Below are 21827 nucleotides of genomic sequence, written 5' to 3'. Positions count from 1 at the left end.
AGAAATGTCTTTCAATATAAATAATAAAAAAGCATCTTCAGGAATTCTTCCTGTTACTAACCCTCTTTTACAATCCAACTGCCTGTATTTACAGGCGGCTGGGTCCAAAGGAGAAGAAAGTACACAAGGTATTCACCTAAGATGGACCCTAAAAGGGCCGTTAGCAGAACATTTACCAAAAGGAGACCACTATGGAGGTCAACCCAAGGGATTTAATAAACAAAACGATTTCGTCCATGTTTATAGAACCAGATACGAGCCTCAGGTAAGAGAACTTAATCTTACGAATCAGCCAACCACGGTTATTGATTCCGAAGGATTGTGGTTATATGGTAATAGTGAAGACGGAATGTTCCGTGTATACTTCAGAAACAAAAACAAATATAATGAGGTAAGAAACCAAACAGATCCTTTTTCAAATCCTATGGGATTTCTAGAGCAGTATGGAAGCAACCTTATTGAGGTAGAGTCCAATAAAAAACTGTTTTTTGCAACACAGCTTACATCCAGTAACAATGGATTTGCCAAAACAGAAGTTCTTTCCGTAGAAACCAACCTTTCGGGGCTTTCTAAAAATGTAACTTTCAGAAGAAGTATCTCAAATTTTTCACAAAAAATCTTTGCTGAAAACGGAAGAAGTATTCGTTTTATTCCAACAGGAACAATTATTACTAAGGTTAATTTTGAGTTTTATGAAGATATTATTTTTAAAAGAAACTGGGAAGGAATCGGAAAATTTGGACTTTCTGTAGATGAGGGAGAGGTTTTGCGCAGGCTTGAACCTAATCCGGATAGACCCGTTCATGCGGTCTGGGCCAGATACAACGATGATGAATTTGTAAACCTCAGAAACTATGAAACAAAATGGGGATATATGCCACAGCAGGAAAATACCATCAGGGATTCTGTTAAAAGGTATTTAGAGCTTAGTGATAAACCGGATAATCCTTTAGCTATTGATCATTATTATTCAACTGATAACCCTGATGATTCAACCCCTTTGGAATTCTCCCATTTCAATAACCTTCAGATGGCAGGGTTAGACTATCATGTCGCAAGAATGCTTGGGCTAGGACATTTGGATTTAAGAGACGAAGTTTATGATGGAAGTCAGTACCTATATGTAGCTCACTATGAAACGCTTGTAGACTTTCATACAGGAGAGCCATCTACTAAAATTGATCACCTTTCAATGTCTTTGCCAACTTCCTTAGAAGATCAGCGTCTGTCTCTTCCGGTTCGTTTAAAACCACCGGTTCCGGGAATGGTTTCAGCAGATCCTACAGCAGGAACTACAATGAGCGGCCTTACCGATGCAGATGGATATACCCATGACGGCACAGGAAGATATTTAAGCTTGATGATTGAAGAGCTGACTCCGGATGAACCCGCCAATAGCCCGTTTTATTATACAACTCAAGAGTTTGACATGTCCACGTTCACTTATCCCGTATCCGTAGGAATTGAATATAAAACTAAAGGAGATACCAAATGGAGCAATCCTGAATTACCAAATGATCCTAACTTCCTGAACGTATATTCAAATGGAGATGAAGCACACAACGAAACGGTAGCCATTGCTCTTCCGGATTTTGGAAACCCTGCATTTGTACATAAAGAAACAAAATCAGGAATCCATGTGTATGGTTCTTATGGTGTTAACTGGTTCTCAAGAGCCCAGTCTTCACCTATAACCCAGCAGATAGAATCAAAAATTAAGCCTGCCAATACACTACTGCCACCATCCAGCATCAGTGCATTCCTAATACAGGAAGAGCTGCCGATATTGCTTACTTCACAGAATGAGCAGGATATGTATAACCTAAATCCGGCTACCGATAAGACTTTGGTAAGACTTACAATGGAGTATGATGCTTCACAGGATATGATTTCCTACCAAAAGGCTATTAACGGAGTAGAACTATCTACCTTTAATCCTTTGCCGGATAACGAAGAGTTGTTTGCAGATAAAATAGAAGTATTCTACCGTCCTGAAGCATTAAAACAGGTTTTTGGAATGATTGATACGGTAACGGATCTGCCAGGGAATCCTCTGATTTCTGTAATTAAAACCAAAGCTTTACCATTAGCCAGTGCAGGATTAGTAGATCCTGGAGTTATCCAGACTGTGACCCCAACGATTCCCGGGCCAGCTTTTCCTAATTATATTGGAGGAATCTTTACCGTAGGAACAGATGATTATGTTATCCATAATATTGTGCCAGGTTCAAGTCCGGACTTTCCGATTTTTCATATTCTGAAAATGCAGATTGGAAACGCATTCGGACAAAATACCCCGATTCCTTTTGATCCTGCGAACTTTTTAGTGCCAAGTGCCAATGTATCTTTCATGGTAGCAGAGAATATGCAGAATACAAGTTCGTGGGGAGCAGTAAATCCTCATTCTCTTAAAATTCAAATCGGAGATAACTGGCCTATTCATACAGAAGAAGTTACCATTGAATCAGGACAGGCACCGGATATTACCTACAATACATACTATAGAAAATTTAGAGGTATTAAGAAGAATGCAACCATCACAAGAGTTAACGAACCAGGCGTTGCATTCACAGGATTATATGAATTTAATTTCTCAGGATATACCTTGAATAAGCATCCTCAATTTTCTGATATTCCTGGTAAAGACAGTGTACAATGGTATAGAGGAAGTATACGTGTTTCTGCAGCAGGACAACAGGGAGCCGAGAAAAGAATACTTAAAGTAATTCGTATAGATAATATCGGAAGCGGTGATTTAAGAGTGTTTGCTTTGGATGAATCCCATAGTGATACCAATCCTCTGCAGCCCGATGTGCCAAGAACAGAAGAAGTGAATTTCTATCCGGGGTACAGAGCTTATCTTCACTACAATGCACCATGTCGTCTTACCAAGGATCATGTGATTCCTCAAGACCCGGATGTGTTAGAGAAATACAGCATTTTCGGAGCCAGAGCCATAGACAACACCTATGTAGGATATAATTCGAGAATTTCTATTCCAACCATGATGTTTGGAAGAAGAATTGAAGCTCCTGCAACTCCACAGGCACCTTTGGGATCTAAGTATGCCACCAGACCAGATTATTTCGGACGTTCATCATACGCCTTTACAACGCAGTTTAATCACAGGCCGTTCAGTGTAATGTATCTTCGTAGTAACGACGATATTTTATTGAGTTCATTGTATAATTATACCGCTGATAATCAGGTTCCGGCTGAGAGTTCTATAGAATTTATCAGAGAAAAAAATAACGATGAATTCTTTAATTCCAGACTTCTGGAGTTGGCAAATGCAGAATATGACGATTCTACAAAGCTCTTTAAAAAGCATAACGGATTTGGATTCCCGCTTCCGAATAATGAAGATTTATTCAAGAATATTAACCTGTTTATTAAAGACCACAATAAACATTTTCAGGAGAATATCAGTCCTGTAGCTCCGTCTCAGATGACTAGCCTGGATCATGAAATCATTCCGAAACATCCAAGTGGAAAATATGGTAGAGTAACATTCTATGATTTTATTAAGCAAACCATTCAGAATTCATATGTGCCATTAACGGAAATTCCAATTCTGTACCAGCATATTAAAGGAGGAGACTATCAGCCTATTCCAAAAGCACAGGTAATCAGGGCCAAAAACGGGGCATATCTTAACCCTGCCTCTCCGGATTTTGATATGGCACCAATGATGAAAGTGGTAGGAAATAATAAAACAACGTTTGTAGATTTTACATTAGATGGCGCCTCTACAAGTGTTTATTTCTACTCTGTAAAAGAAGTCAATGCACAACTTGTACAGGGAGAGATGAGTACAGCGGTAGGACCTATAAAAATGGTCAATTCATTCCCTCTAAAAACACCGGAGATCAAAAGTGTGATTCCTGTTTTAGAAGATAAAGAATTAGGTATTTTACCTAAAATGCAGATAACGATCAATTCTTATAAAAAGATATATAACGTTAAGAAAGCAAAGCTTTATCGTGCCCTTACCATGCAGGACGCTGTTTCTGTAAGAACTATGAAGCTTGTAAAAGAGCTGGATTTGGAAACCGCAGGTGTTTTGAATGATAAAATCTGGACATTAGAAGACGATTTTGAAGATTTGATTCAATTTCCGTTCAGTGATCCATTGTATTATCGTGTAACCGTGGAGGCAGAAGTAGAATATGCAGAAGCAAACTATACAGGAAATCCGCAATCTGATGTTGTTGTAACAGAATATGCTCCTTCAGAGGCATCGAAAATTATGATTACAACCATTACGGAAAATGTATTGCCAAATTCTCCAATAATAATGTTCTCAGGAATTCCTGGTAGACAAGGATACACTAATGTAACATTTACATGGAGTAAAATGGCCTATAAAGCAAAATACCATGTTTATAAAATGTCTGGCCAAGGAAACTGGAAGAAGATAAAAACGTTGGAAAATATTAATACCCCAACAAAAGAAGTTATTAAACTAGCATTGAAAGATACTGATTTGGGAACTGGAACTCTTCTTTATAATGGACTTGATAGAACTGCACTATCTCATCACTTTAAAATAGTTACTGAAAATACAGCAGGAATGTTGAGCCAAGATGAAAATATTTTAACCGTCAACAGAGGCTTTTAATTGTATTTAAAATATAAATTAAACCAAAAACATCTACCTATCAGGTAGTGATAACAGGGAGTACCATTGGGTACTCTCTGTTTTATTTTTACTAGCTCAGGAAAAGAATATTTTATTTCTTTAACTTTGTAGTTTACAGTGACTAAAAACATTTTAGATAGGTTTGCAGTCCTTGGAGCTTATATCAATAATCAAAATAAATTGTATGTCAATTACAAATGAAGATCAGTTAATCGGAATGCAGAAAGTAAGTGAAGCCGTTGCTTATACCCTGAGAGAGATGACAAAGTATGCCCAACCCGGTATGACAACAAAGGATCTTGACGAATATGGAGAGAAAATACTGGCAGATCTTGGAGCCAAATCAGCTCCGTATCTCACCTATGGATTTCCGGGATGGACCTGCATAAGCGTAGATAATGAATTTTGCCATGGCATTCCTACAGATCAACGGGTATTAAAAGAAGGAGATCTGATTAATATAGATGTTTCTGCAGAACTGGACGGATACTGGGCCGATAATGGCGGTTCATTTATCATTGGAAAAGATATTCATCAACATCAAAAACTGGTGGATGCCTCTAAAGATATTTTACAAAAAGCAATTGATAACATCAAAGGAGGTGTGAAGATCGCTGACATTGGATTTCTCATGGAAACCGAAGCCAGGAAAAGAGGTTTTAAAGTCATTAAAAATCTTGCAGGGCATGGAGTAGGGAAAAGCTTACATGAACAACCCGACGAATTGCTGAATTACAAAAATCGTTTTGATTCAAGACGCTTCAAGAAAAATTCTGTAGTAGCCATTGAGACATTTATTTCCACTTCCTCAAATCTTGCCGTAGAGCTTAAAGATGGATGGACAATGGTAGGAAATAAAGGCGGTTATATGGCTCAACATGAGCATACAATTGTAGTTACAGACGGAAAACCAATCATTCTGACCCAAATGAATGAAATATTGAATTAATATCTTGCTGATTTAAATAAATACAATCCCTTTCTAAAGCTAGAAAGGGATTATTTGTTTGCATTAAAATAACTTAGAGAATCAACAGATTTTTTAATGGGACATATCATTGAAAAGCCCTGTTTTAAAATTGTTAAAGACCAAATACTTTACTATATTTATACAATCAAACCACCTCACAAAACTTCTCTGCTATGAAAAAAGTTCTTTTAGCCATTTTGGGTATTCTCATTATTCTTGCTGCCATACTCCTGATCAAGACTTATACTTATCCTTTTAAAAAAAATACATCCGGAACCGGTGAAGGGTGGAAGCCTGTGAAAAATGACTCAGCAGTAATGCGCTTTTCAGGAGGAATTAAAATTCCAACAGTTTCTACAGGAAGTTTGGGAGAATTTAATTATGCTCCTTTTGGGCAGTTTAAAGAATATTTAAAAAATTCTTATCCATTGGTGTATCAGCATACAGAATATGTTGAAGTGAATCAGTATGGTTTGGTATACAGACTCAAGGGAAGCAATTCGAAACTTGAACCTATTTTATTTCTGTCCCACATGGATGTCGTTCCTCCGGGAAATGCCGATATAAAAAATAATGAAGAAAATGTTTTCAGACCAGATGACAAACCATCAGAACCAGTTGCCAAAGTTGCTGAGGATTGGGATTATGCCCCTTTTTCAGGAGCGGTTGCCAACGGAAGAATCTATGGTAGAGGAGCTATAGACATGAAAGGAATGCTTTTTTCCTTAATGGAATCCATGAATAATTTGATTAAAAATAAACAAATACCGCAACGTGACATTTACCTGGCTTTTGGTTTTGATGAAGAAGTAGGCGGCCAAAAAGGAGCCATACAGATTGCAGATTATTTTAAGAAAAAAGGACTGAAATTTGATGCAGTATATGATGAGGGCGGATTAATCATGAGAAAAGGAAACGTAGCTGGTGTAGATGCAGACGTAGCTGTAGTAGGGTGTGCCGAAAAAGGATTTCTTTCCGCCAAAATAAAGGTAAAGGGACTTGGAGGGCATTCCTCTATGCCTCCAATGGAAAGTGCCATTGGAAAAGCAGCTGTGATTATGCAGCGGCTGGAAGATGATCAGATGAAACCTGTTATCACTCCATTAATCAAAGAGTTTTTTAATAACATCGGAGGAACTATGCCATTTACAACGAGGTTGGCATTGGCTAATCAATGGCTTTTAAAGCCGGTACTGATCTCACAGCTCACCAAAAATAATACGACCAATGCGTTGGTAAGAACCACCACAGCTTTAACGATGATGAAAGGCAGTGACGGAACCAATGTACTCTCTCCTGAGGTTGAATTTGTCGTTAACTTCAGGCTTTTGCCGGGAAATACGGTAAAAGATGTTCGGGAGCATATTGCAAAGGCAACCAAAGGCTTTGACGTAGAAGTAGAAGAGATTGATAATACAAGAGAAGCCTCTTCAGTATCACCTACCAATACGAAGGCATTCAAATTAATAGAAGCAGGGGTGAAAGAAATTTATCCGGGAGCCATTGTATCTCCTTACCTTACAATGGCCGGTACAGATGCCGGTAAATATGAAATTGTAAGTAAAAATGTTTATAGATTTATGCCTATTAAAATCAACAGCCCCGAGCAGCAAAGTATTCACAGTACCAACGAATATCTCAGCATAGAAAACTATCTGAAGATGATCCATTATTTTGAGTATCTGATGAAAAATTACGACAAATAATCGTTAAACGTTCAATCATTTTCAATCTGAAAATCTGTTTCCTAAAGTCAGAAATCTTGATTTTAGGAAACAGATTTTTGTTTTTGCTGTCCCTCTCTTGATTCTACATTATATTTAAAAAGAAAATATATTGCGTCAAGTTTTGTCGCATTACCGTAATAGCTTTGTCATATCAAAATTACAGAGCTATGGAATTGCCATTTTACTTAAACTTTAAAGACTTTGAAAGACATTATTATGATAACCTTGAAAAATGGTTTGAAGAATATTATAATACAAATGAAACAGACTATTTGAAAGCTCTCGTAGCTTTATATAGCCCTTACCTTTATTACAATTTTACAGAAAATAAACTAAAGGCAGATGCTTTCATTGAAATTAAAGACTGCTTTTTTCCTTATCATGAAAGAATTGGCATCTCTTTCTGTACCGATTGTGAAAAAGGAAATTCCTCTAAAAAAGCATTGAACCAGATATTTGAATTTAAAAATATTTCGATGATGGAATATGCACAGCACATTCTGGATAAAGTCAATAAGTATTGTTCCAAAAATCATAATGCTTTAAACGGAAATAAAAATATTCTGGATTATATCAATGATCATAATATTGTTACCTCCGTAGATGGGGTAGGATATTGTATCAGCTACAATCGTCATCAGAAAGTAATTCCGTTTTTGAAAGCTTATCTGCCGTATTATGGGCAGACTGTGAATATGGAGACCTACAAGGATTTTATTTTTTCCATTGTTAATATTGCTGAGTTTATTGATCAGAAATTGAAGACAGTACGCGCATTTGAACATTCTATTCACCATCAGTCACGAGCCGAAGCCAATTTCAAGGTACAGATGAGCCACCAGTTCCTTAGCCTATGTAATTAAAATTTTACACCAAACATTCATACTTAATTATATTGTGGAAAATCTCGTATTTTCCAAGCAAAAATCCCGATCAGTAATGGCCGGGATTTTTATTTTTATTGAATGCTTATTTTTTATAAGGTATATTCCAGATCAGATCAGCCGCCAGATAATGCACTCCACCTTTGTGAATACTTGTACTACCCCGAATCAAATCATCCATATATCCAATATCTACGGTAAAAGGAGAATGGGGGATATTAAACATATAATAAGCAGAAAGACGCATTTCCCGATAACCAAAAGAATTCCAGTGAGGATCCGGTTCATTAAGATGGCTCACAGAAAACAGAGCTTCGGCACTTATGGCTAGTTTTTGATTATTCGTAGGAGATAAATTGTACGTCAGCTGACTTTTAATACGGGTTCTTAGTTGAAAATCCTCTTCTACTTTATGAAAATCTGCATCAAAGAATTTTCTGAATTCCTGTCGGACAGTATTTTTTAGTTTAAATTTCTTTCCGAGATTAAAAGTATAGGCATATCTTCCGTAGATTCTGAACTCCTGTTCCGTATTTTCTTTTTCATAGGGAGAATCACTTTCATACTGAGGTTGTCTTCTGTAGCTGATGGCATAGCTGTATTGCTGATGAGGAGCAAAAGAATTGTAAACCTCATGATTTAATACAAAAATAGCTTGCTTTGAAAAAAGATTATCATTGTCCGGACTGCTTTTCCTCCCTATGGCAATGTAGCTCATTGTTTGCTTTTTTCCCACTGAATCCAGCTGGCGCTTTACTCCAAATGCAGACCAGAAAGCAGTATTGGCATCTCCCAGGCCAGGAGGACTGATCTGTGCATGCATTACACCTCCCATACCGCCTAATATACCAAAAACTACAAGAATTTTCCTTATACTGAGCCTATCAGCTGACTGCTTTATTATAAATTTTAAAACCTGTAAAACCATAAGATTAGAGAAAGAAAATTGAAACCCCGTTTGAGAATATTTCATCATAACAAATTTAGATGCTTTATGTATTGATTAATTATTTAAACACATTTAATACTGTTTAAAAACAAGACAAAAGTAAAAAGGGAATTAGGATAGATTTAGGAATAGAAAACCAAATTGTAATTTTTGATAGTTACAAATCATAAAATGAATTCTAGCAAAAGAAACAAAACAAAAAGATATTGTGGAAAACCTGTGGATAACTTGTTGATAATTTGTGGAAAACGATATTTTAAGCAGTACTCAAATAGGTAAAAAAATAAAGCGTTGATATACAACGCTTTACTTTGCAGAGAGGAAGGGATTCGAACCCTCGATACAGTTACCCGTATACTACCTTTCCAGGGTAGCTCCTTCAACCACTCGGACACCTCTCTTTTTGAGATTGCAAAAATAGGATATTTTATTTAAATACCAAATTTTTAATGCATTTTTTCGGAAGTAATTTCTCCGCAAAGGCTTTTGGTAAAGTTATCCGCGAAACTTCCGGAGTAATTAGGATTGTCTATCAGGTGCATAGCTTTCGTAATGGCTGTCTCCGCAGTCATATCTCTGCCACTAATGGCTCCTATTCTTGAAAAAATGTTACTGTTTTCATATTTTCCAAACGAGATACCTCCTGAAATACATTGACTTACCACTACGATTTCAGTGCCGTTATTTCTGATTTCCTGAAGCGTTTCCTGTGTTTTGGCACTACTGAAGATGGTTCCTGAACCAAAAACCTGAAGAATAAGAACTTTCATTTTAGGAATTTCTCTAAAATGACTCAAGTGCATGCCCGGGAAAATTCTCCAGAATAGGATGTCCTCAGAAATATGTTCATCCACATGAAACTCTATTTCGGGATCACAACGGAAAAGATTATCCTTAATGATGTTTAAGTGAACCCCCGATTGACCTAAAATAGGGTAGTTGGGACTGGCATAGGCATCAAAATACTCCGCAGAATACTTCAGTGTTCTGTTACCTCTTAATAATTTATATTCGAAGTAAATGGCCACCTCCTGAATAACCGCTTCATCATTCTCATAAAGACTTGCATAGTAAAGGCTGGTAAGAAGATTCTCTTTAGCATCCGTTCTCAGATCACCAATAGGAAGTTGGGAACCGGTCATGATAACGGGCTTTCTTAAACCTTTTAGCATAAAGCTTAGTGCCGAGGCCGTATAAGACATGGTATCTGTTCCGTGAAGAATCAGGAACCCGTCATAATCATTATAATTTTTCAGAATATAATTAGCGATTACTCTCCATTCCTCAGGTCCCATATCCGAAGAGTCCAGTGGTTTTGCAAAGGGATGCACGAAAACTTCACATTCCATAAGCCTCATTTCAGGCATCTTTTCAAAGATATTACCAAAATCAAAGGCACGGAGACTACCGGTTTCATAATCTTTTTCCATACCGATGGTTCCTCCGGTATAGATGAGCAGGACTTTTCGCTTCATGTACTATTTTTAATTAAGAATTGGGCCTCAATTAGGCTTCATACTCCAAAATTACGTTAATTTGCAAAGATTTGAAAATGAATGAAAGATTTAGCACAAACTTTTGAGTATTTAAAACAGTTTTTAACAGAAGAAAGACTGGCGAAAATTAAACACTTTTCCCAGGAAAGTTCTGATTTTGTGCTTCCTGTGATGGATGATGTGTACCAGTTCAGAAATGCAGCAGCCATCATAAGATCTGTGGAAGCCTGTGCTTTTCATAAGGTAGTTGCCATGGAGGAGGAGAATGTTTTCAATCCTAATCTTACGGTAACCAAGGGTGCTGAAACATGGGTGGAAGTAGAAAAGATGCCTAAGAATATTGCGTCCCTGCAAAATATTAAGGATAGAGGCTATAAAATTCTCGCTGTATCTCTTGAAAAAAACGCAGTAATGCTTCCCGAATATGAAATTACAGAACCCATAGCCTTGGTTTTCGGAACTGAGCAGGCCGGAGTTTCTGAAGAAGTCATTGATTTTGCAGATGAAACGCTGGCTATTCCCATGTTTGGCTTTACAAGAAGTTATAATGTTTCAGTGGCTGCAGGAATTTGCATGTATGAGCTGAAGCAAAAACTTCTTAAATCAAATATTGATTACAAGCTTAATGAACAAAAGCTTTTGGAAATGCAAATACGATGGGCGGTAAATTCCATTAGTAGTGGAAAAGAGATTTATGCAAAATATTTAGCCGAACAAAATACACTTTAGACTCATGAAAAAATACACCAAATATTTATTCATTTTTTCTTTCATAATGTCTTTAATAAGCCTTGTTATGGGAGAAATAGGAAGAAAGGAGGTATATCCTTTTGCCAGTTGGAAGCTCTTTACAGTACCTTGTGGGGGTGAAGCTTTTGGACAGAGGTATAAACTTTACGGAGTTAAAAATGGAGATACTTTAAGAATTTTAAATACCAATACGAAGCACTATACGGATAATGACATGGATGGCATTATCAATGGTTATGGAGGAGAAATTGATCAAAATAATGACAGGAGCGGGAATATGAAAAAGCTTCTTATTTTTGCTAAAGATGCTCTGCCGGAGTTCCAGGGATATCTACTCTACAAGGAGAAGTATAGGCCTATAGAAGTGGATGACAAAAAGATGAATATCACCAAAACATTTATTACCAAACTCTAATGAACTACGCTCAGCTTACTGTATTCAATTATAAAATTGCTTACTATGCCATAAGAATATTTGGTTTGTATTGGCTGGTTGCCCAATATGGGAGATTTGCCGAAATTACCGGAAGACCAAAAGAACTTTATGAACCTGCTTTATGGATTCAGCGTATGATGTTTCCTGAGTATCCAGGTGCACCGATTTTTATAGGACTTTTAGTTGCTTGCGGAGTATGCATCGCAGCATCGCTTATCAAACAGTCTTATGTGCTTAATTTTTTGATATTTTTACTGATGGCCGTCATTAATCTTCCTATATCTGCCAACTTTGGAATCCGTCATACCAATCACCTTATTATACTAGGCTTTTTCCTGAGCATCTTTCTGCTACCCAAAAATCTTGATGAGAAAGATTATAAACAAGTACAGTATTTTTATCTTGGACTGTTAGTAACATACAGCTTGGCGGGGATGAGCAAGTTCTTAGGAACCGCAAAAAATATCCTTAAACAAACCGATAAACTGTTGTGGATAAATAAGGATGCCGCAAAGCTAAATACCTATGAAAACTATCTGATGGCAGACAGAGTAGTGCCGGAGTGGATAAAACAGGTCTATACCTACGATAATTTTTGGGTTGTTTTAACTGTAACAGGTATTGGGCTTCAGTTTCTATGCTTTGCAGGAGCTTTTAATAGGAAACTGCTTACTTTTTTTATGCTGTTTATTATTATTTTTCATTTATATACCTACGAATTTGTTCTTGCCGGAGCCTTGAACCTGATCCCTTTTGTGATTGCTGCATTTTTCCCTTATCATATTTTTAAACGAAGAATGGTTCATTGAAAGAATGAATAAAATAATGCTCCTCATTGGAATAATCTTCATTGGCTGTGGTAAAAAAACTACTGCTGAAAAAGAAAATAGGGCTTATGAAGACAGTATTATAAAATCCTTACAAGTGAAAGAAAGTATAGACACAACAGCTATTCCATTTTCAAAAACGTTAAAAGGGAACGGATATGTTTATACTCTTGAGGGAATAAAAAAATCAAATGAAGCAATCGATTTTAAATCCATAGGAATATTTGAAAAAGAAATTCTTCATCAAAAAATTATTGTAGATACAATTTCTGTTTTAAATGAGGGAGAAGCCTTTTTTAATATTAATCAGGATGTTAATTTTGATGGATTAAATGATATAGAACTTGTTAATCAGGCAGGAAACTACACTTCCTCATCTAGTTTTTGGCTTTATAACAAGAATACAACGAAGTATGAACACTATAAGCCGTTAGATACCATCATTAATCCTAAAATAGATGCTTTGAAAAAGACAATTATTTCCGACTATCATGTTGGGCCTACAGATAGCTATTTCAAAGTTTATGCCTGGGAAAAAGGAAAACTGGTTCTGCAAAGTGTGCAGATTAATGATAACGAGGGAGAAACTTATCAATACAGAAAAAATGGTAAATGGATTACAGAATAACCATTGTCCACTTTTTCTGATAAGTTTTAGATCATATTATAATAATTCCATGCAGCTACAAATACACCTGCAGTTTCAGTTCTCAGCCTCTGGTTACCTAATGAAACAGCCTTGATTTTATTCTCAGCCAGAAAAGAAATTTCCTTTTCAGAAAAATCACCTTCAGGGCCAATTAAGAAAGTAACTTGTTCCATTGAAGGTATATTTTTAAGATCTATTCTTTCCAGATTTTCGTGGCAGTGTGCTACAAAAGTATTTTCAGGATTAATGTTTTTCAGAAAGTCGGATAGCTTTATAGCATCATTAATGACTGGAAAATGAAATCTTAAACTCTGCTTTGATGCAGCAATAGCCTGTTTTCTGATTTTGTCTATATTGATGTTCTTACGTTCTGTTTTTTCAGTCACAATAATACTGATCTCAGAAATTCCCATTTCTACAGCCTTTTCTACAAAAAATTCTATACGATCAATATTCTTCGTTGGAGCAATCGCAATATGAAGTCTGGGATTGAAGTCTGGAAGATTTTCCTTGATTTCAGCAACTTCAATACTGGCTTTTTTACCCTCTATAACAAGTTTTCCGAAAGCCAGTTTCCCTTTTCCGTCCGTCACATGAATTTCCTCTCCCTCCTTCATGCGAAGAACCTTTACAATATGCTGTTGTTCATCATCATTGATGGTAACTTGCTGATGTACTATTTCTCCGTAAAATAATTTCATATATCCTGAGTTAAAAATGCAACTCCTGTTTTGATGGTTGTATATATATCATTATCACAGTCCCGGTAAGAACACATGAATATCTCTTCTATCCAATTGTTGTTAATGTAAATCAGATTTAAGTATTCCTGCTTTCTCAGGTTGTTTTTGATAGACAAATAATCCCCTTCTTTTGGAGTGTAGGGAAAACTGAAAAGATGCTCGGAATTAATTAATTTTAAAATTTCATCTTTTACATCCTGAATATATCCTTTCTCAGAACTTGATTGGAAATACTCTAAAGAGTCCTCAGAGTTCTCATTTTTTCCTGTAATTGTTTCTAATATCCAGTAGTATTTTGAGTTCTTTTTAGAATGGGTTCCCAGTAATTTTTCTTCTAAGAGTATTTTCATAAATCATATTTTGCAGTTGCTGAAGTTCTCAAATCTGTAAATTCTCCTCTTTCAAACTTCAGTTGTGCAACCATGGCAATCATGGCAGCATTATCAGTAGTATATTCAAATTTTGGAATGTAAATACTCCAGCCAAGTCTTTCCTTGTTGTCTTCCATTGCTTTTCTAAGAGCAGAATTGGCAGATACACCACCGGCAATGGCAACCTCCCTGATGTTGAGTTCCTTGGCAGCCTTTTCTAGCTTGTTCATTAAGATCTCAATGATGCATTTTTGTACAGAAGCACAAAGATCGTTGAGGTTTTCCTTGATGAAATCAGGATTTTTTCTAACTTCCTTTTGAATGAAATATAAAACAGAAGTTTTAATACCACTGAAAGAATAGTCGAAGTTTTCCAACTTAGGCTTGTTGAATTTAAAAGCATCAGGATTCCCTTCCTTTGCAAGCCTGTCAATAATAGGTCCGGCAGGGTAATCCAGATCAAAGATCTTTCCGATCTTGTCAAAAGCTTCTCCCGCGGCATCGTCAATTGTTTTTCCGATGATTTCCATGTCAAAATAATCCTTTACCAATACAATCATGGTATGCCCACCACTTACAGTAAGGCAAAGAAAAGGAAAAGTAGGCGGCATAGGATTTGCATCTTCGATGAAATGGGCCAGAATATGGGCTTGCAGGTGATTAACTTCAATTAACGGAATATTTAAGCTCATAGCCAGAGACTTAGCGAATGATGTTCCCACAAGAAGTGATCCCAAAAGTCCGGGGCCACGTGTAAATCCTATAGCAGAGATTGCATTTTGTTGTATATTTGCTTTGGTAAAAGATTTTTCAACAACGGGGATTATATTTTGTTGATGGGCTCGCGAAGCCAATTCAGGCACTACACCTCCATATTCTTTATGGATGGCCTGATTCGCAGCAATGTTTGAAAGAATAGAATTCCCCTTGATGATAGCTGCTGAGGTGTCGTCGCAAGACGATTCAATACCTAAAATTATAGAGTCGCTCATAATAATGGCAAAGTTAGAGAATAATAACGAGAATGAGAATAAAAAATCCGTAACTGAAAACCTAGGTGATCAGGTACAGAAGACTGTGGAAAATGTTGAGGATAAAGTTCGGGAAACCGTTAAAGAAGCATCTGAACTAGCATCGGATGCCATTAACCATCCCATAGAAACGGCAGAAGAGTTTGGAAAACAGGCTATAAAAGATGTAACCAGCTACAGTTGGTGGGCCAAGCTTTTGCTTATTCTCTTTTGGCTGGGTATTGTACTGGTTGGAGGTGTACTGGTGGCTGTTAACCTTCCGGTAACCAAACAATGGGCCGCAGATCAGGCTCTAAAGCTTGTAAACAATGACTTCAAGTCTGGTTTTTCTACTGAAAGTGTAGATGTGAACTATTTCGGAAATGTGACGATAAAAGGGTTAAAAGTAAAAGATTATAAAGGGTTAGATTTTATTAAAGCACGTGAATTTCGTGCTGACTCAGACTGGATATCTCTGGCAGTGAATGCCATTTCAGGAAAAAGTAATTCTTTAAGCTTTAATTCCCTTACACTTGTTAACGCAGAAGTAAAGGTCATTACTTATAAAGGAGACAGCATCTCCAATTTTGTCAGATTCACAGAGTTGTTTGATGACGGAAAAAAAAGAGATCCTAAAAAACCTCCCTTTCAATTAAACTCAAGAGTACAAATCCTTGATTCCAAAGTTTCCATTATTAATGAAAACTCTTCCGGAGAGGAAGGGAAGTGGCTTACTGCAACAAATTTTAATTTGAAAGCACCCAATGTTAAGGTCAATGGGCCCAATGTTTCCGCGCTTATTAATAATATGTCTTTTGTGACTTCCAGATGGGGAAAATCTCATATTGTTGATACTTTTTCAACAGAATTATCTTTAACCAAAGAATTTTTATCCTTAAAAGATCTTACCTTAAATACAGATCATACCTTGCTTCAGGGAGATATTAAATTCAATCTTCGTGATGGTTCCTGGGCAGATTTTGCAGATAAGGTTCGTTGGGATATGAACATACAGCAGGGAAGTCAGATAAGCGGATATGATATCAGCTATTTTGTAACGAACTGGGATAATTTCAAGCCATTTAACCTTGCGGGGAAAATGACGGGTCCTTTAAATAAATTTCATCTGGAAAATTTCCTGATCCGAAATCCTGATGTGAATATTGCTACAAAAACAATGAAGGTTGATAATCTTCTGAACGGGCACTTTTCCATCGAAACAAAAGATCTTTCTACAGACTTTACCTACAAGGATCTGAAGGCAATGATGCCTACATTTATCTCCAGTAAGATGAAGAATTTTGCTGATGATTTCGGAAAGCTAAAGTATAACGGAACAGCCAAGGTAAATCCGGACCAGATTTATGTGGATAACGGGAATCTTATGACAGGGATTGGACAGGCAAAAATTTCCAAGCTTTCTTTAACAGGGTACAGTACTGCAATGCCTAAATATTCAGGGTATCTTGATGTAAAAGACTTAAATACCTCTGTGATCACGAAAAATAAAACAGTAGGTTTAATCTCCGGTAAATTTGATCTTAACGGGCAGAGTTTTGATGTAAATACAATGCGTCTTACAACCAAGTCCCAGATTGCCAGTATTGAAATCATGGATAAGGTTATTAATAATCTATATCTTGATGGGTTGCTGGATCATAAAAAATATAACGGGCTCATTACAGTTAATGATGAACAGGCAAAAGCTACCATTAAGGGACTAATAGACTTCAGTACTTCTAAGGTGGCAATGGATGTAAATGCAGATGTTACCCATCTGAACATGAATTATTTCACCAATAAGCCCGGAAGCCAGATTGTAAGCGGACAGGTTGAGGGTAAAATGTCTATGTCATCCATTAATGACCTTACACTGGATGTTAATGCCAATAACCTTCACTTTGCTACAGCTACTCAGAAATATGACATTCCTAATGCTAAAATAAAGACCTTTATGGAAGCGGGTGGGCGTGTGATAGATGTAGATGCACCAGGTGCTGCTACAGGTAAAATATCCGGTAAATATAGCCTTGCAGATCTTGCGGGAATGGTAGAAAACGGAGTAGGAAGAATACTTGTTGGCCCACCACCAAGAAAATTATACAGAGGTCAGAATTTCGCAATGAAATTTGATGTACAGCAAGGATTGGTCAACTACTTTTTACCAGAGTTGAAGCTGCCGCATGGGGCATTGGTAGAAGGAGAATATAATGGAGACTCCAATAACCTGATCCTGAACCTTGATGCATCAGCCTTAAAGTATATTATGACAAAAGAGGAAGAGATTACAGATGCCGATAAAGCTCTGGCATCCTCTAATCCTGACTATAAAGTTAATGACAGAAAAAACATCAACAGAGACAGTGCTGTGGTGGATAGTGTCAAAATAAGAATAAACACAGCTAACCTTGATCAGCAGTTGTATGCCAGAATCAACAGACTGGAATACAATAAGAATATTATCAAGGATTTTGAGCTTAAAGGAAACAATGAAAATGGAAATACTCTTCATTTGGCAACCGTATTTAAGCATGGAAGCCCGGATGATGAGCTAAACGAAAAGCTTAAAGAATATGCCATTAACGTAGACCAGTCTACAGATGCTGCAGGTGATTACGTATTTAGGTTTGAACCTACAGAAGTCAAATTCAATGAGGTTACCTGGGCCATAGATACTAGCCCAGAGCTTAATCATTCTATTACTTATAGAAAGAAAACAGCAGATTTTGATATTCGGAATCTGAGGGTTTATTCCGATAAAAGTGCTTTGTTTATCAAGGAAGCACAATTTAAATCAGCAAAAGATTTTTATGTAGATGCCGATATCAGTGATTTTGCCGTAGAGAAGCTTCTCGAAATGCAGTCCGGAGGAAATGGCATGAATATACAAGGCCTTGCCAACGGAAGTGTAAAGATAAGAATGGATAAAAGCACTTTACAGCCATTGGTAGATCTTAGTATAGATGATATTAAGATGAATGGCAATGAAATGGGAGATATTTCTATTTCGGCCACCAATGGTTTCTCTCTGAATGTATATGACATTGATGTTAAAGTTCATTCAGCAGGAGTGCTTGGAAATAACAGTCTGAATCTTACAGGTACGGTTAATAACAATACAGCTTCACCAGTTATTGATTTGACTGCTGAAATGAGAGACTTTGATTTATCATTTACACAGCAGTTTGTACAGACCATTTTTGGAAACCTTAGAGGAAAAGCAACCGGAGATCTGAAAATTAACGGAAAACTTAGCAATCTGGACTACAGTGGAGATATTGCTTTAAAAGATTTTGGATTAAAACTTCTCTTTACAGGAGTCGATTATTCATTTGATGATACCGTGATTCAGCTAACTAAAGGACTGGCAATCCTCAACAATATTGAGGTTCATGACGGCAGATCAAACTCTAAGGGAAATATCTCGGGGGCGATCCAGTTTGAAACACTTTCCTCAATGGGGGTTTCTCTCGTAATGAGGGCAGATAATCTCCTGATGCTTAATACTACTCAAAAGGACTTTGACCTGTTTTGGGGAAGGGTATATGGACAGGGAGATCTTTATGTGGATGGACCGGTTTCAGGATTAAGTATTACAACACCTAACATGAAGGCTCTTAACGGGAGTACATTTACTTTTAATTCCAGTTCTACCTCCAATGTTGAAGAATTTAAGATGCTGAGGTTCCTGAAAGAAGGAAAAGATGGATTGGTAACTCTGGAGGAAAAGAAAAAGACAGGCGCCAATATGAATATTGATTTCAATTTGGCTGTGGATAAAGGAACCACGGTAAATGTACTTGTGGGTGATGATGTAGGAAATATTACCGTAAAAGGAGTTGCTGATCCGCTGAAATTCCAGATGAACAGACAAGGAAACATTGCCATGAGCGGAACATATAAGGTGGATAACGGAACGTTTGTATCCAAGGCAATCCTTAACAAGACTTTCCAAATTGAAAGGAATAGTAGTATAAGATGGGATGGTGATGCCATGAAGCCCGCACTGGATATTACAGCCAACTATGTAAGAATGGTTTCCAATGCAGGAGAATATCTGAGTATGGGGAAACTTCAGCCCATCAGTATTATGCTGCAGGCCAATATTACCGAGTCTTTGATGGATCCCAAGGTAGAACTGAATCTTACTGCCATGGATGTTTCCAGTCAGGTAAGAGAAACGCTGGCTGCCAAAATGAGTCAGGAGGGAGAAAAAGTACTTCAGTTTGGTTCTGTACTTCTATTAAGCACGTTCAATGTATCCAATACTGGTGGAGTAGATGTAAACGTAGGAAACGTTGCGGAATCTTCCGGATATAATATGCTTCTGAAGCAGTTGGGATCGGTGCTTAATACCATGAGTAATGAATTCCAGATTGACTTGAATTATGTGAAGGGTGACCAGAATTCCAACATTGGGGACCGAGCTAATGCAGGACTAAGTGTGGCTGTTTCGCCTAGAATAAATATTAAAACAGGCCTTGGAATTCCACTGTCTAAAACCGATGCCAATAGCGGTGCACAGAATAATTATCTTTCTGGTGAAGGATCTATAGAGTATGATCTTTCTAAGAAAAATGATGGTACTTTGGTTCTACGAGGGTATTCTAAGCCTACCAACATCGGTATGATAAGTACAAATGGAGCTGCTAATCAAGCCTATGGAGTAGGGGTGATGTGGAGTAAAAGCTTCAATTCTTTGTTTAAAAAGAAGAAAAAAGACAAAAAAACCACGACAGACAAAGCTGAAATAAAAACAGATTCTATAAAATCAAATGCTAAATAATCAGAATATTTTAATGATTTTTATCATCCGTGTTAATTATTGTTAATATTTGATATATATTTTTTAGTTAAATTATTTTTCGTAAATTTGCAAAAAATACATAGATTTTTTAAAGAAATTGTAATTTAACTAATATGAACTATCAACTGGACGAAATAGACAAGAAAATTCTTGATTTCTTAGTAGAAAACACAAGAATGCCTTTTACTGAAATTGCAAAGCAGATGGACGTTTCTGCTGGAACAATTCACGTAAGAGTGAAAAAGATGGAAGATGCAGGTATTATTTTGGGATCATCTCTTAACATCGATTATGGTAAGCTGGACTATCATTTTACAGCTTTCATTGGAATCCTTTTGACAAAATCAAACCGTACTCAAGAAGTATTGAAAGAATTGTCAACTATTCCTAACGTAATCGAGGCAAGCGTTATTTCCGGAAAATATAATATTTTCTGTAAAGTAAGAGCAAAGAATACAGATGATGCCAAAAGAATTATTTATCAGATTGATGATATTCAGGATGTAATGAGAACTGAAAGTATGATTTCTATGGAAGAATACCTAAGTGACAAAAATAGACTGATCAACGCTATCTCTATTTAATTCAAATTTTAAACGAATAACTATAAAAGAACTTATGAAATCTCTCATAAGTTCTTTATTTTTGTACCTATGGAAGAATACACCTATTTTGACGAAGATCCGAAGAAAGGATGGGGATTTGTACTGGCATTTGCTGCCTTGATGTTGTTTACAGTAATGGGATTGGGAATAGACGTTGATGAATACATTCAGCATGAGTTTCTGGAGATTCCAAAATGGTATTTTTATATTATCTTCTCCATTGATGTACTGATGATGCTAGGTCTTATCCTGATGTTTTTTTATAAAAAAATAGGCATTATTATGTTTCCTGCTCTTTTGGTATTGCATTTCTTTATGCACAACTATTACCTGTCAACGTTTTTGTATACTGACGTGACGAACCTTTTCCTTTTTACAGGTTTTGGAATGCTGGCGATTATTCCAAAGTGGAAGTTTTTTAAATAAAGGATAGAAACACTATAAGTTGTAGGAATGGATGGCTTTTTGTTTTAACGGATTGCTGCTCCATTCTTCCCACTCATTGGTATAGGGATTATAGCCACATTTCAGGGGTTTTGATACATCTAGTCCATCGGAAGTATAATGAGAGCTTTCTGTGTAGGCCCTGCAGTCTGTACAAAGGTATCTGAACTCACAGTCTTTACATACTTCTATATGATCCTTGGTGAGGCTCCAGTATCTTTTAAAATTGGGTTGCAGCACAATCTCTTCAAGACTTATATTCCGGATATTTCCAAAGCTTTCCTGCATTAAGGGACAATTTTTAATATGGCCCTCCCTGTCTATTCCTATTTTTTTATGCAGACAGGAATTGTGATTGATGGCTTCCAGTACCTTGGGAAGATTTGTATTGAAATATTTCATGTCTACTTTTCCGCAGGAAGAGATCTTTAGATGGTCTTCCACAAGGTTGAGGGTAAATCTGAATTCATCCTTGGTTTTGAAAGCTTCCTTAGCACAATTATAAAAAATAACCTTG

The 21827-nt window shown here is 36.7% G+C and carries 17 protein-coding genes and 1 tRNA gene; 11 read left to right on the top strand and 7 right to left on the bottom strand.

Going from position 1 to position 21827, the window contains the following annotated elements; genetic code table 11:
• The first annotated feature begins 4 nt into the window (after positions 1–4).
• The 4 genes from C7D53_RS15060 (at position 5) to C7D53_RS15045 (ending at position 8202) form a co-directional block, all read left to right on the top strand.
• A complete protein-coding gene (locus C7D53_RS15060; RefSeq protein WP_106917259.1) occupies positions 5–4621 on the top strand; it encodes a hypothetical protein in 4617 nt (1538 codons plus the stop codon).
• Positions 4622–4826: 205 nt separating this feature from the next.
• Positions 4827–5591: a type I methionyl aminopeptidase gene (gene map, locus C7D53_RS15055; RefSeq protein WP_106917258.1), complete on the top strand. Its 765-nt coding sequence runs from the start codon at positions 4827–4829 to the stop codon at positions 5589–5591.
• Between the two features lie 194 nt (positions 5592–5785).
• Positions 5786–7318, top strand: a complete 1533-nt coding sequence (locus C7D53_RS15050; RefSeq protein ID WP_106917257.1) for a M20/M25/M40 family metallo-hydrolase — start codon at positions 5786–5788, stop codon at positions 7316–7318.
• A 188-nt stretch (positions 7319–7506) separates the two neighbouring features.
• Positions 7507–8202, top strand: coding sequence for a hypothetical protein (locus C7D53_RS15045; protein WP_106917256.1), 696 nt, complete (start codon positions 7507–7509; stop codon positions 8200–8202).
• 106 nt (positions 8203–8308) lie between these two features.
• Here the strand turns inward: C7D53_RS15045 and C7D53_RS15040 are convergent, their stop codons facing one another.
• From C7D53_RS15040 to C7D53_RS15030, 3 genes are all read right to left on the bottom strand, one after another.
• A complete protein-coding gene (locus C7D53_RS15040; protein ID WP_162926191.1) occupies positions 8309–9196 on the bottom strand; it encodes a DUF2490 domain-containing protein in 888 nt (295 codons plus the stop codon).
• 290 nt (positions 9197–9486) lie between these two features.
• Positions 9487–9573 (bottom strand) — tRNA-Ser (locus C7D53_RS15035).
• Positions 9574–9618: 45 nt separating this feature from the next.
• Positions 9619–10647: an asparaginase gene (locus C7D53_RS15030; RefSeq protein ID WP_106917254.1), complete on the bottom strand. Its 1029-nt coding sequence runs from the start codon at positions 10645–10647 to the stop codon at positions 9619–9621.
• Positions 10648–10728: 81 nt separating this feature from the next.
• On the opposite strand from C7D53_RS15030, the gene C7D53_RS15025 reads away from it, so the two are divergent.
• The 4 genes from C7D53_RS15025 (at position 10729) to C7D53_RS15010 (ending at position 13309) form a co-directional block, all read left to right on the top strand.
• A complete protein-coding gene (locus C7D53_RS15025) occupies positions 10729–11397 on the top strand; it encodes a TrmH family RNA methyltransferase (RefSeq protein ID WP_106917253.1) in 669 nt (222 codons plus the stop codon).
• Between the two features lie 67 nt (positions 11398–11464).
• Positions 11465–11833 (top strand): hypothetical protein, encoded by a 369-nt coding sequence (locus tag C7D53_RS15020; protein WP_162926190.1) that lies wholly within the window; start codon positions 11465–11467, stop codon positions 11831–11833.
• On the top strand, positions 11833–12663 hold the full coding sequence (locus C7D53_RS15015) for a hypothetical protein (RefSeq protein WP_106917251.1): 831 nt from the start codon (positions 11833–11835) through the stop codon (positions 12661–12663). Before C7D53_RS15020 ends, C7D53_RS15015 begins: the two co-directional genes overlap by 1 nt.
• 4 nt (positions 12664–12667) lie before the next feature.
• The gene (locus C7D53_RS15010; protein WP_162926189.1) at positions 12668–13309 is read left to right on the top strand and encodes an XAC2610-related protein; all 642 of its coding nucleotides are present in this window, start codon (positions 12668–12670) and stop codon (positions 13307–13309) included.
• Between the two features lie 26 nt (positions 13310–13335).
• Here the strand turns inward: C7D53_RS15010 and C7D53_RS15005 are convergent, their stop codons facing one another.
• From C7D53_RS15005 to tsaD, 3 genes are read right to left on the bottom strand one after another with little or no spacing between them, the layout of a single operon-like run.
• Positions 13336–14031 carry an RsmE family RNA methyltransferase gene (locus C7D53_RS15005; protein ID WP_106917249.1) on the bottom strand — a complete coding sequence of 232 codons (696 nt, stop codon included), beginning with the start codon at positions 14029–14031 and terminating at the stop codon, positions 13336–13338.
• Positions 14028–14423: a hypothetical protein gene (locus tag C7D53_RS15000; protein ID WP_106917248.1), complete on the bottom strand. Its 396-nt coding sequence runs from the start codon at positions 14421–14423 to the stop codon at positions 14028–14030. Before C7D53_RS15000 ends, C7D53_RS15005 begins: the two co-directional genes overlap by 4 nt.
• Positions 14420–15436 (bottom strand): tRNA (adenosine(37)-N6)-threonylcarbamoyltransferase complex transferase subunit TsaD, encoded by a 1017-nt coding sequence (gene tsaD, locus C7D53_RS14995; RefSeq protein WP_106917247.1) that lies wholly within the window; start codon positions 15434–15436, stop codon positions 14420–14422. Before tsaD ends, C7D53_RS15000 begins: the two co-directional genes overlap by 4 nt.
• 4 nt (positions 15437–15440) lie before the next feature.
• On the opposite strand from tsaD, the gene C7D53_RS14990 reads away from it, so the two are divergent.
• From C7D53_RS14990 to C7D53_RS14980, 3 genes are all read left to right on the top strand, one after another.
• Positions 15441–20240 carry a translocation/assembly module TamB domain-containing protein gene (locus tag C7D53_RS14990; protein ID WP_106917246.1) on the top strand — a complete coding sequence of 1600 codons (4800 nt, stop codon included), beginning with the start codon at positions 15441–15443 and terminating at the stop codon, positions 20238–20240.
• Positions 20241–20374: 134 nt separating this feature from the next.
• Positions 20375–20845 carry an Lrp/AsnC family transcriptional regulator gene (locus C7D53_RS14985; RefSeq protein ID WP_034682046.1) on the top strand — a complete coding sequence of 157 codons (471 nt, stop codon included), beginning with the start codon at positions 20375–20377 and terminating at the stop codon, positions 20843–20845.
• Positions 20846–20914: 69 nt separating this feature from the next.
• Positions 20915–21292: a hypothetical protein gene (locus tag C7D53_RS14980; RefSeq protein ID WP_106917245.1), complete on the top strand. Its 378-nt coding sequence runs from the start codon at positions 20915–20917 to the stop codon at positions 21290–21292.
• A 12-nt stretch (positions 21293–21304) separates the two neighbouring features.
• On the opposite strand, the gene gwsS is transcribed toward C7D53_RS14980, so the two are convergent.
• Positions 21305–21820 carry a grasp-with-spasm system SPASM domain peptide maturase gene (gene gwsS, locus C7D53_RS14975; RefSeq protein WP_106917244.1) on the bottom strand — a complete coding sequence of 172 codons (516 nt, stop codon included), beginning with the start codon at positions 21818–21820 and terminating at the stop codon, positions 21305–21307.
• Positions 21821–21827 lie beyond the last annotated feature (7 nt).

It is taken from the genome of Chryseobacterium aurantiacum, assembly GCF_003020585.1.
Lineage (GTDB): Bacteria > Bacteroidota > Bacteroidia > Flavobacteriales > Weeksellaceae > Chryseobacterium > Chryseobacterium aurantiacum.
This window is presented reverse-complemented; position numbering and strand designations above follow the sequence as displayed.

Coding starts and splice junctions, on each gene's coding strand:
- C7D53_RS15060 (WP_106917259.1), top strand. CDS start 5: ATGTCTTTCAATATAAATAATAAAAAAGCATCTTCAGGAATTCTTCCT.
- map (WP_106917258.1), top strand. CDS start 4,827: ATGTCAATTACAAATGAAGATCAGTTAATCGGAATGCAGAAAGTAAGT.
- C7D53_RS15050 (WP_106917257.1), top strand. CDS start 5,786: ATGAAAAAAGTTCTTTTAGCCATTTTGGGTATTCTCATTATTCTTGCT.
- C7D53_RS15045 (WP_106917256.1), top strand. CDS start 7,507: ATGGAATTGCCATTTTACTTAAACTTTAAAGACTTTGAAAGACATTAT.
- C7D53_RS15040 (WP_162926191.1), bottom strand. CDS start 9,196: ATGAAATATTCTCAAACGGGGTTTCAATTTTCTTTCTCTAATCTTATG.
- C7D53_RS15030 (WP_106917254.1), bottom strand. CDS start 10,647: ATGAAGCGAAAAGTCCTGCTCATCTATACCGGAGGAACCATCGGTATG.
- C7D53_RS15025 (WP_106917253.1), top strand. CDS start 10,729: ATGAAAGATTTAGCACAAACTTTTGAGTATTTAAAACAGTTTTTAACA.
- C7D53_RS15020 (WP_162926190.1), top strand. CDS start 11,465: ATGGGAGAAATAGGAAGAAAGGAGGTATATCCTTTTGCCAGTTGGAAG.
- C7D53_RS15015 (WP_106917251.1), top strand. CDS start 11,833: ATGAACTACGCTCAGCTTACTGTATTCAATTATAAAATTGCTTACTAT.
- C7D53_RS15010 (WP_162926189.1), top strand. CDS start 12,668: ATGAATAAAATAATGCTCCTCATTGGAATAATCTTCATTGGCTGTGGT.
- C7D53_RS15005 (WP_106917249.1), bottom strand. CDS start 14,031: ATGAAATTATTTTACGGAGAAATAGTACATCAGCAAGTTACCATCAAT.
- C7D53_RS15000 (WP_106917248.1), bottom strand. CDS start 14,423: ATGAAAATACTCTTAGAAGAAAAATTACTGGGAACCCATTCTAAAAAG.
- tsaD (WP_106917247.1), bottom strand. CDS start 15,436: ATGAGCGACTCTATAATTTTAGGTATTGAATCGTCTTGCGACGACACC.
- C7D53_RS14990 (WP_106917246.1), top strand. CDS start 15,441: ATGGCAAAGTTAGAGAATAATAACGAGAATGAGAATAAAAAATCCGTA.
- C7D53_RS14985 (WP_034682046.1), top strand. CDS start 20,375: ATGAACTATCAACTGGACGAAATAGACAAGAAAATTCTTGATTTCTTA.
- C7D53_RS14980 (WP_106917245.1), top strand. CDS start 20,915: ATGGAAGAATACACCTATTTTGACGAAGATCCGAAGAAAGGATGGGGA.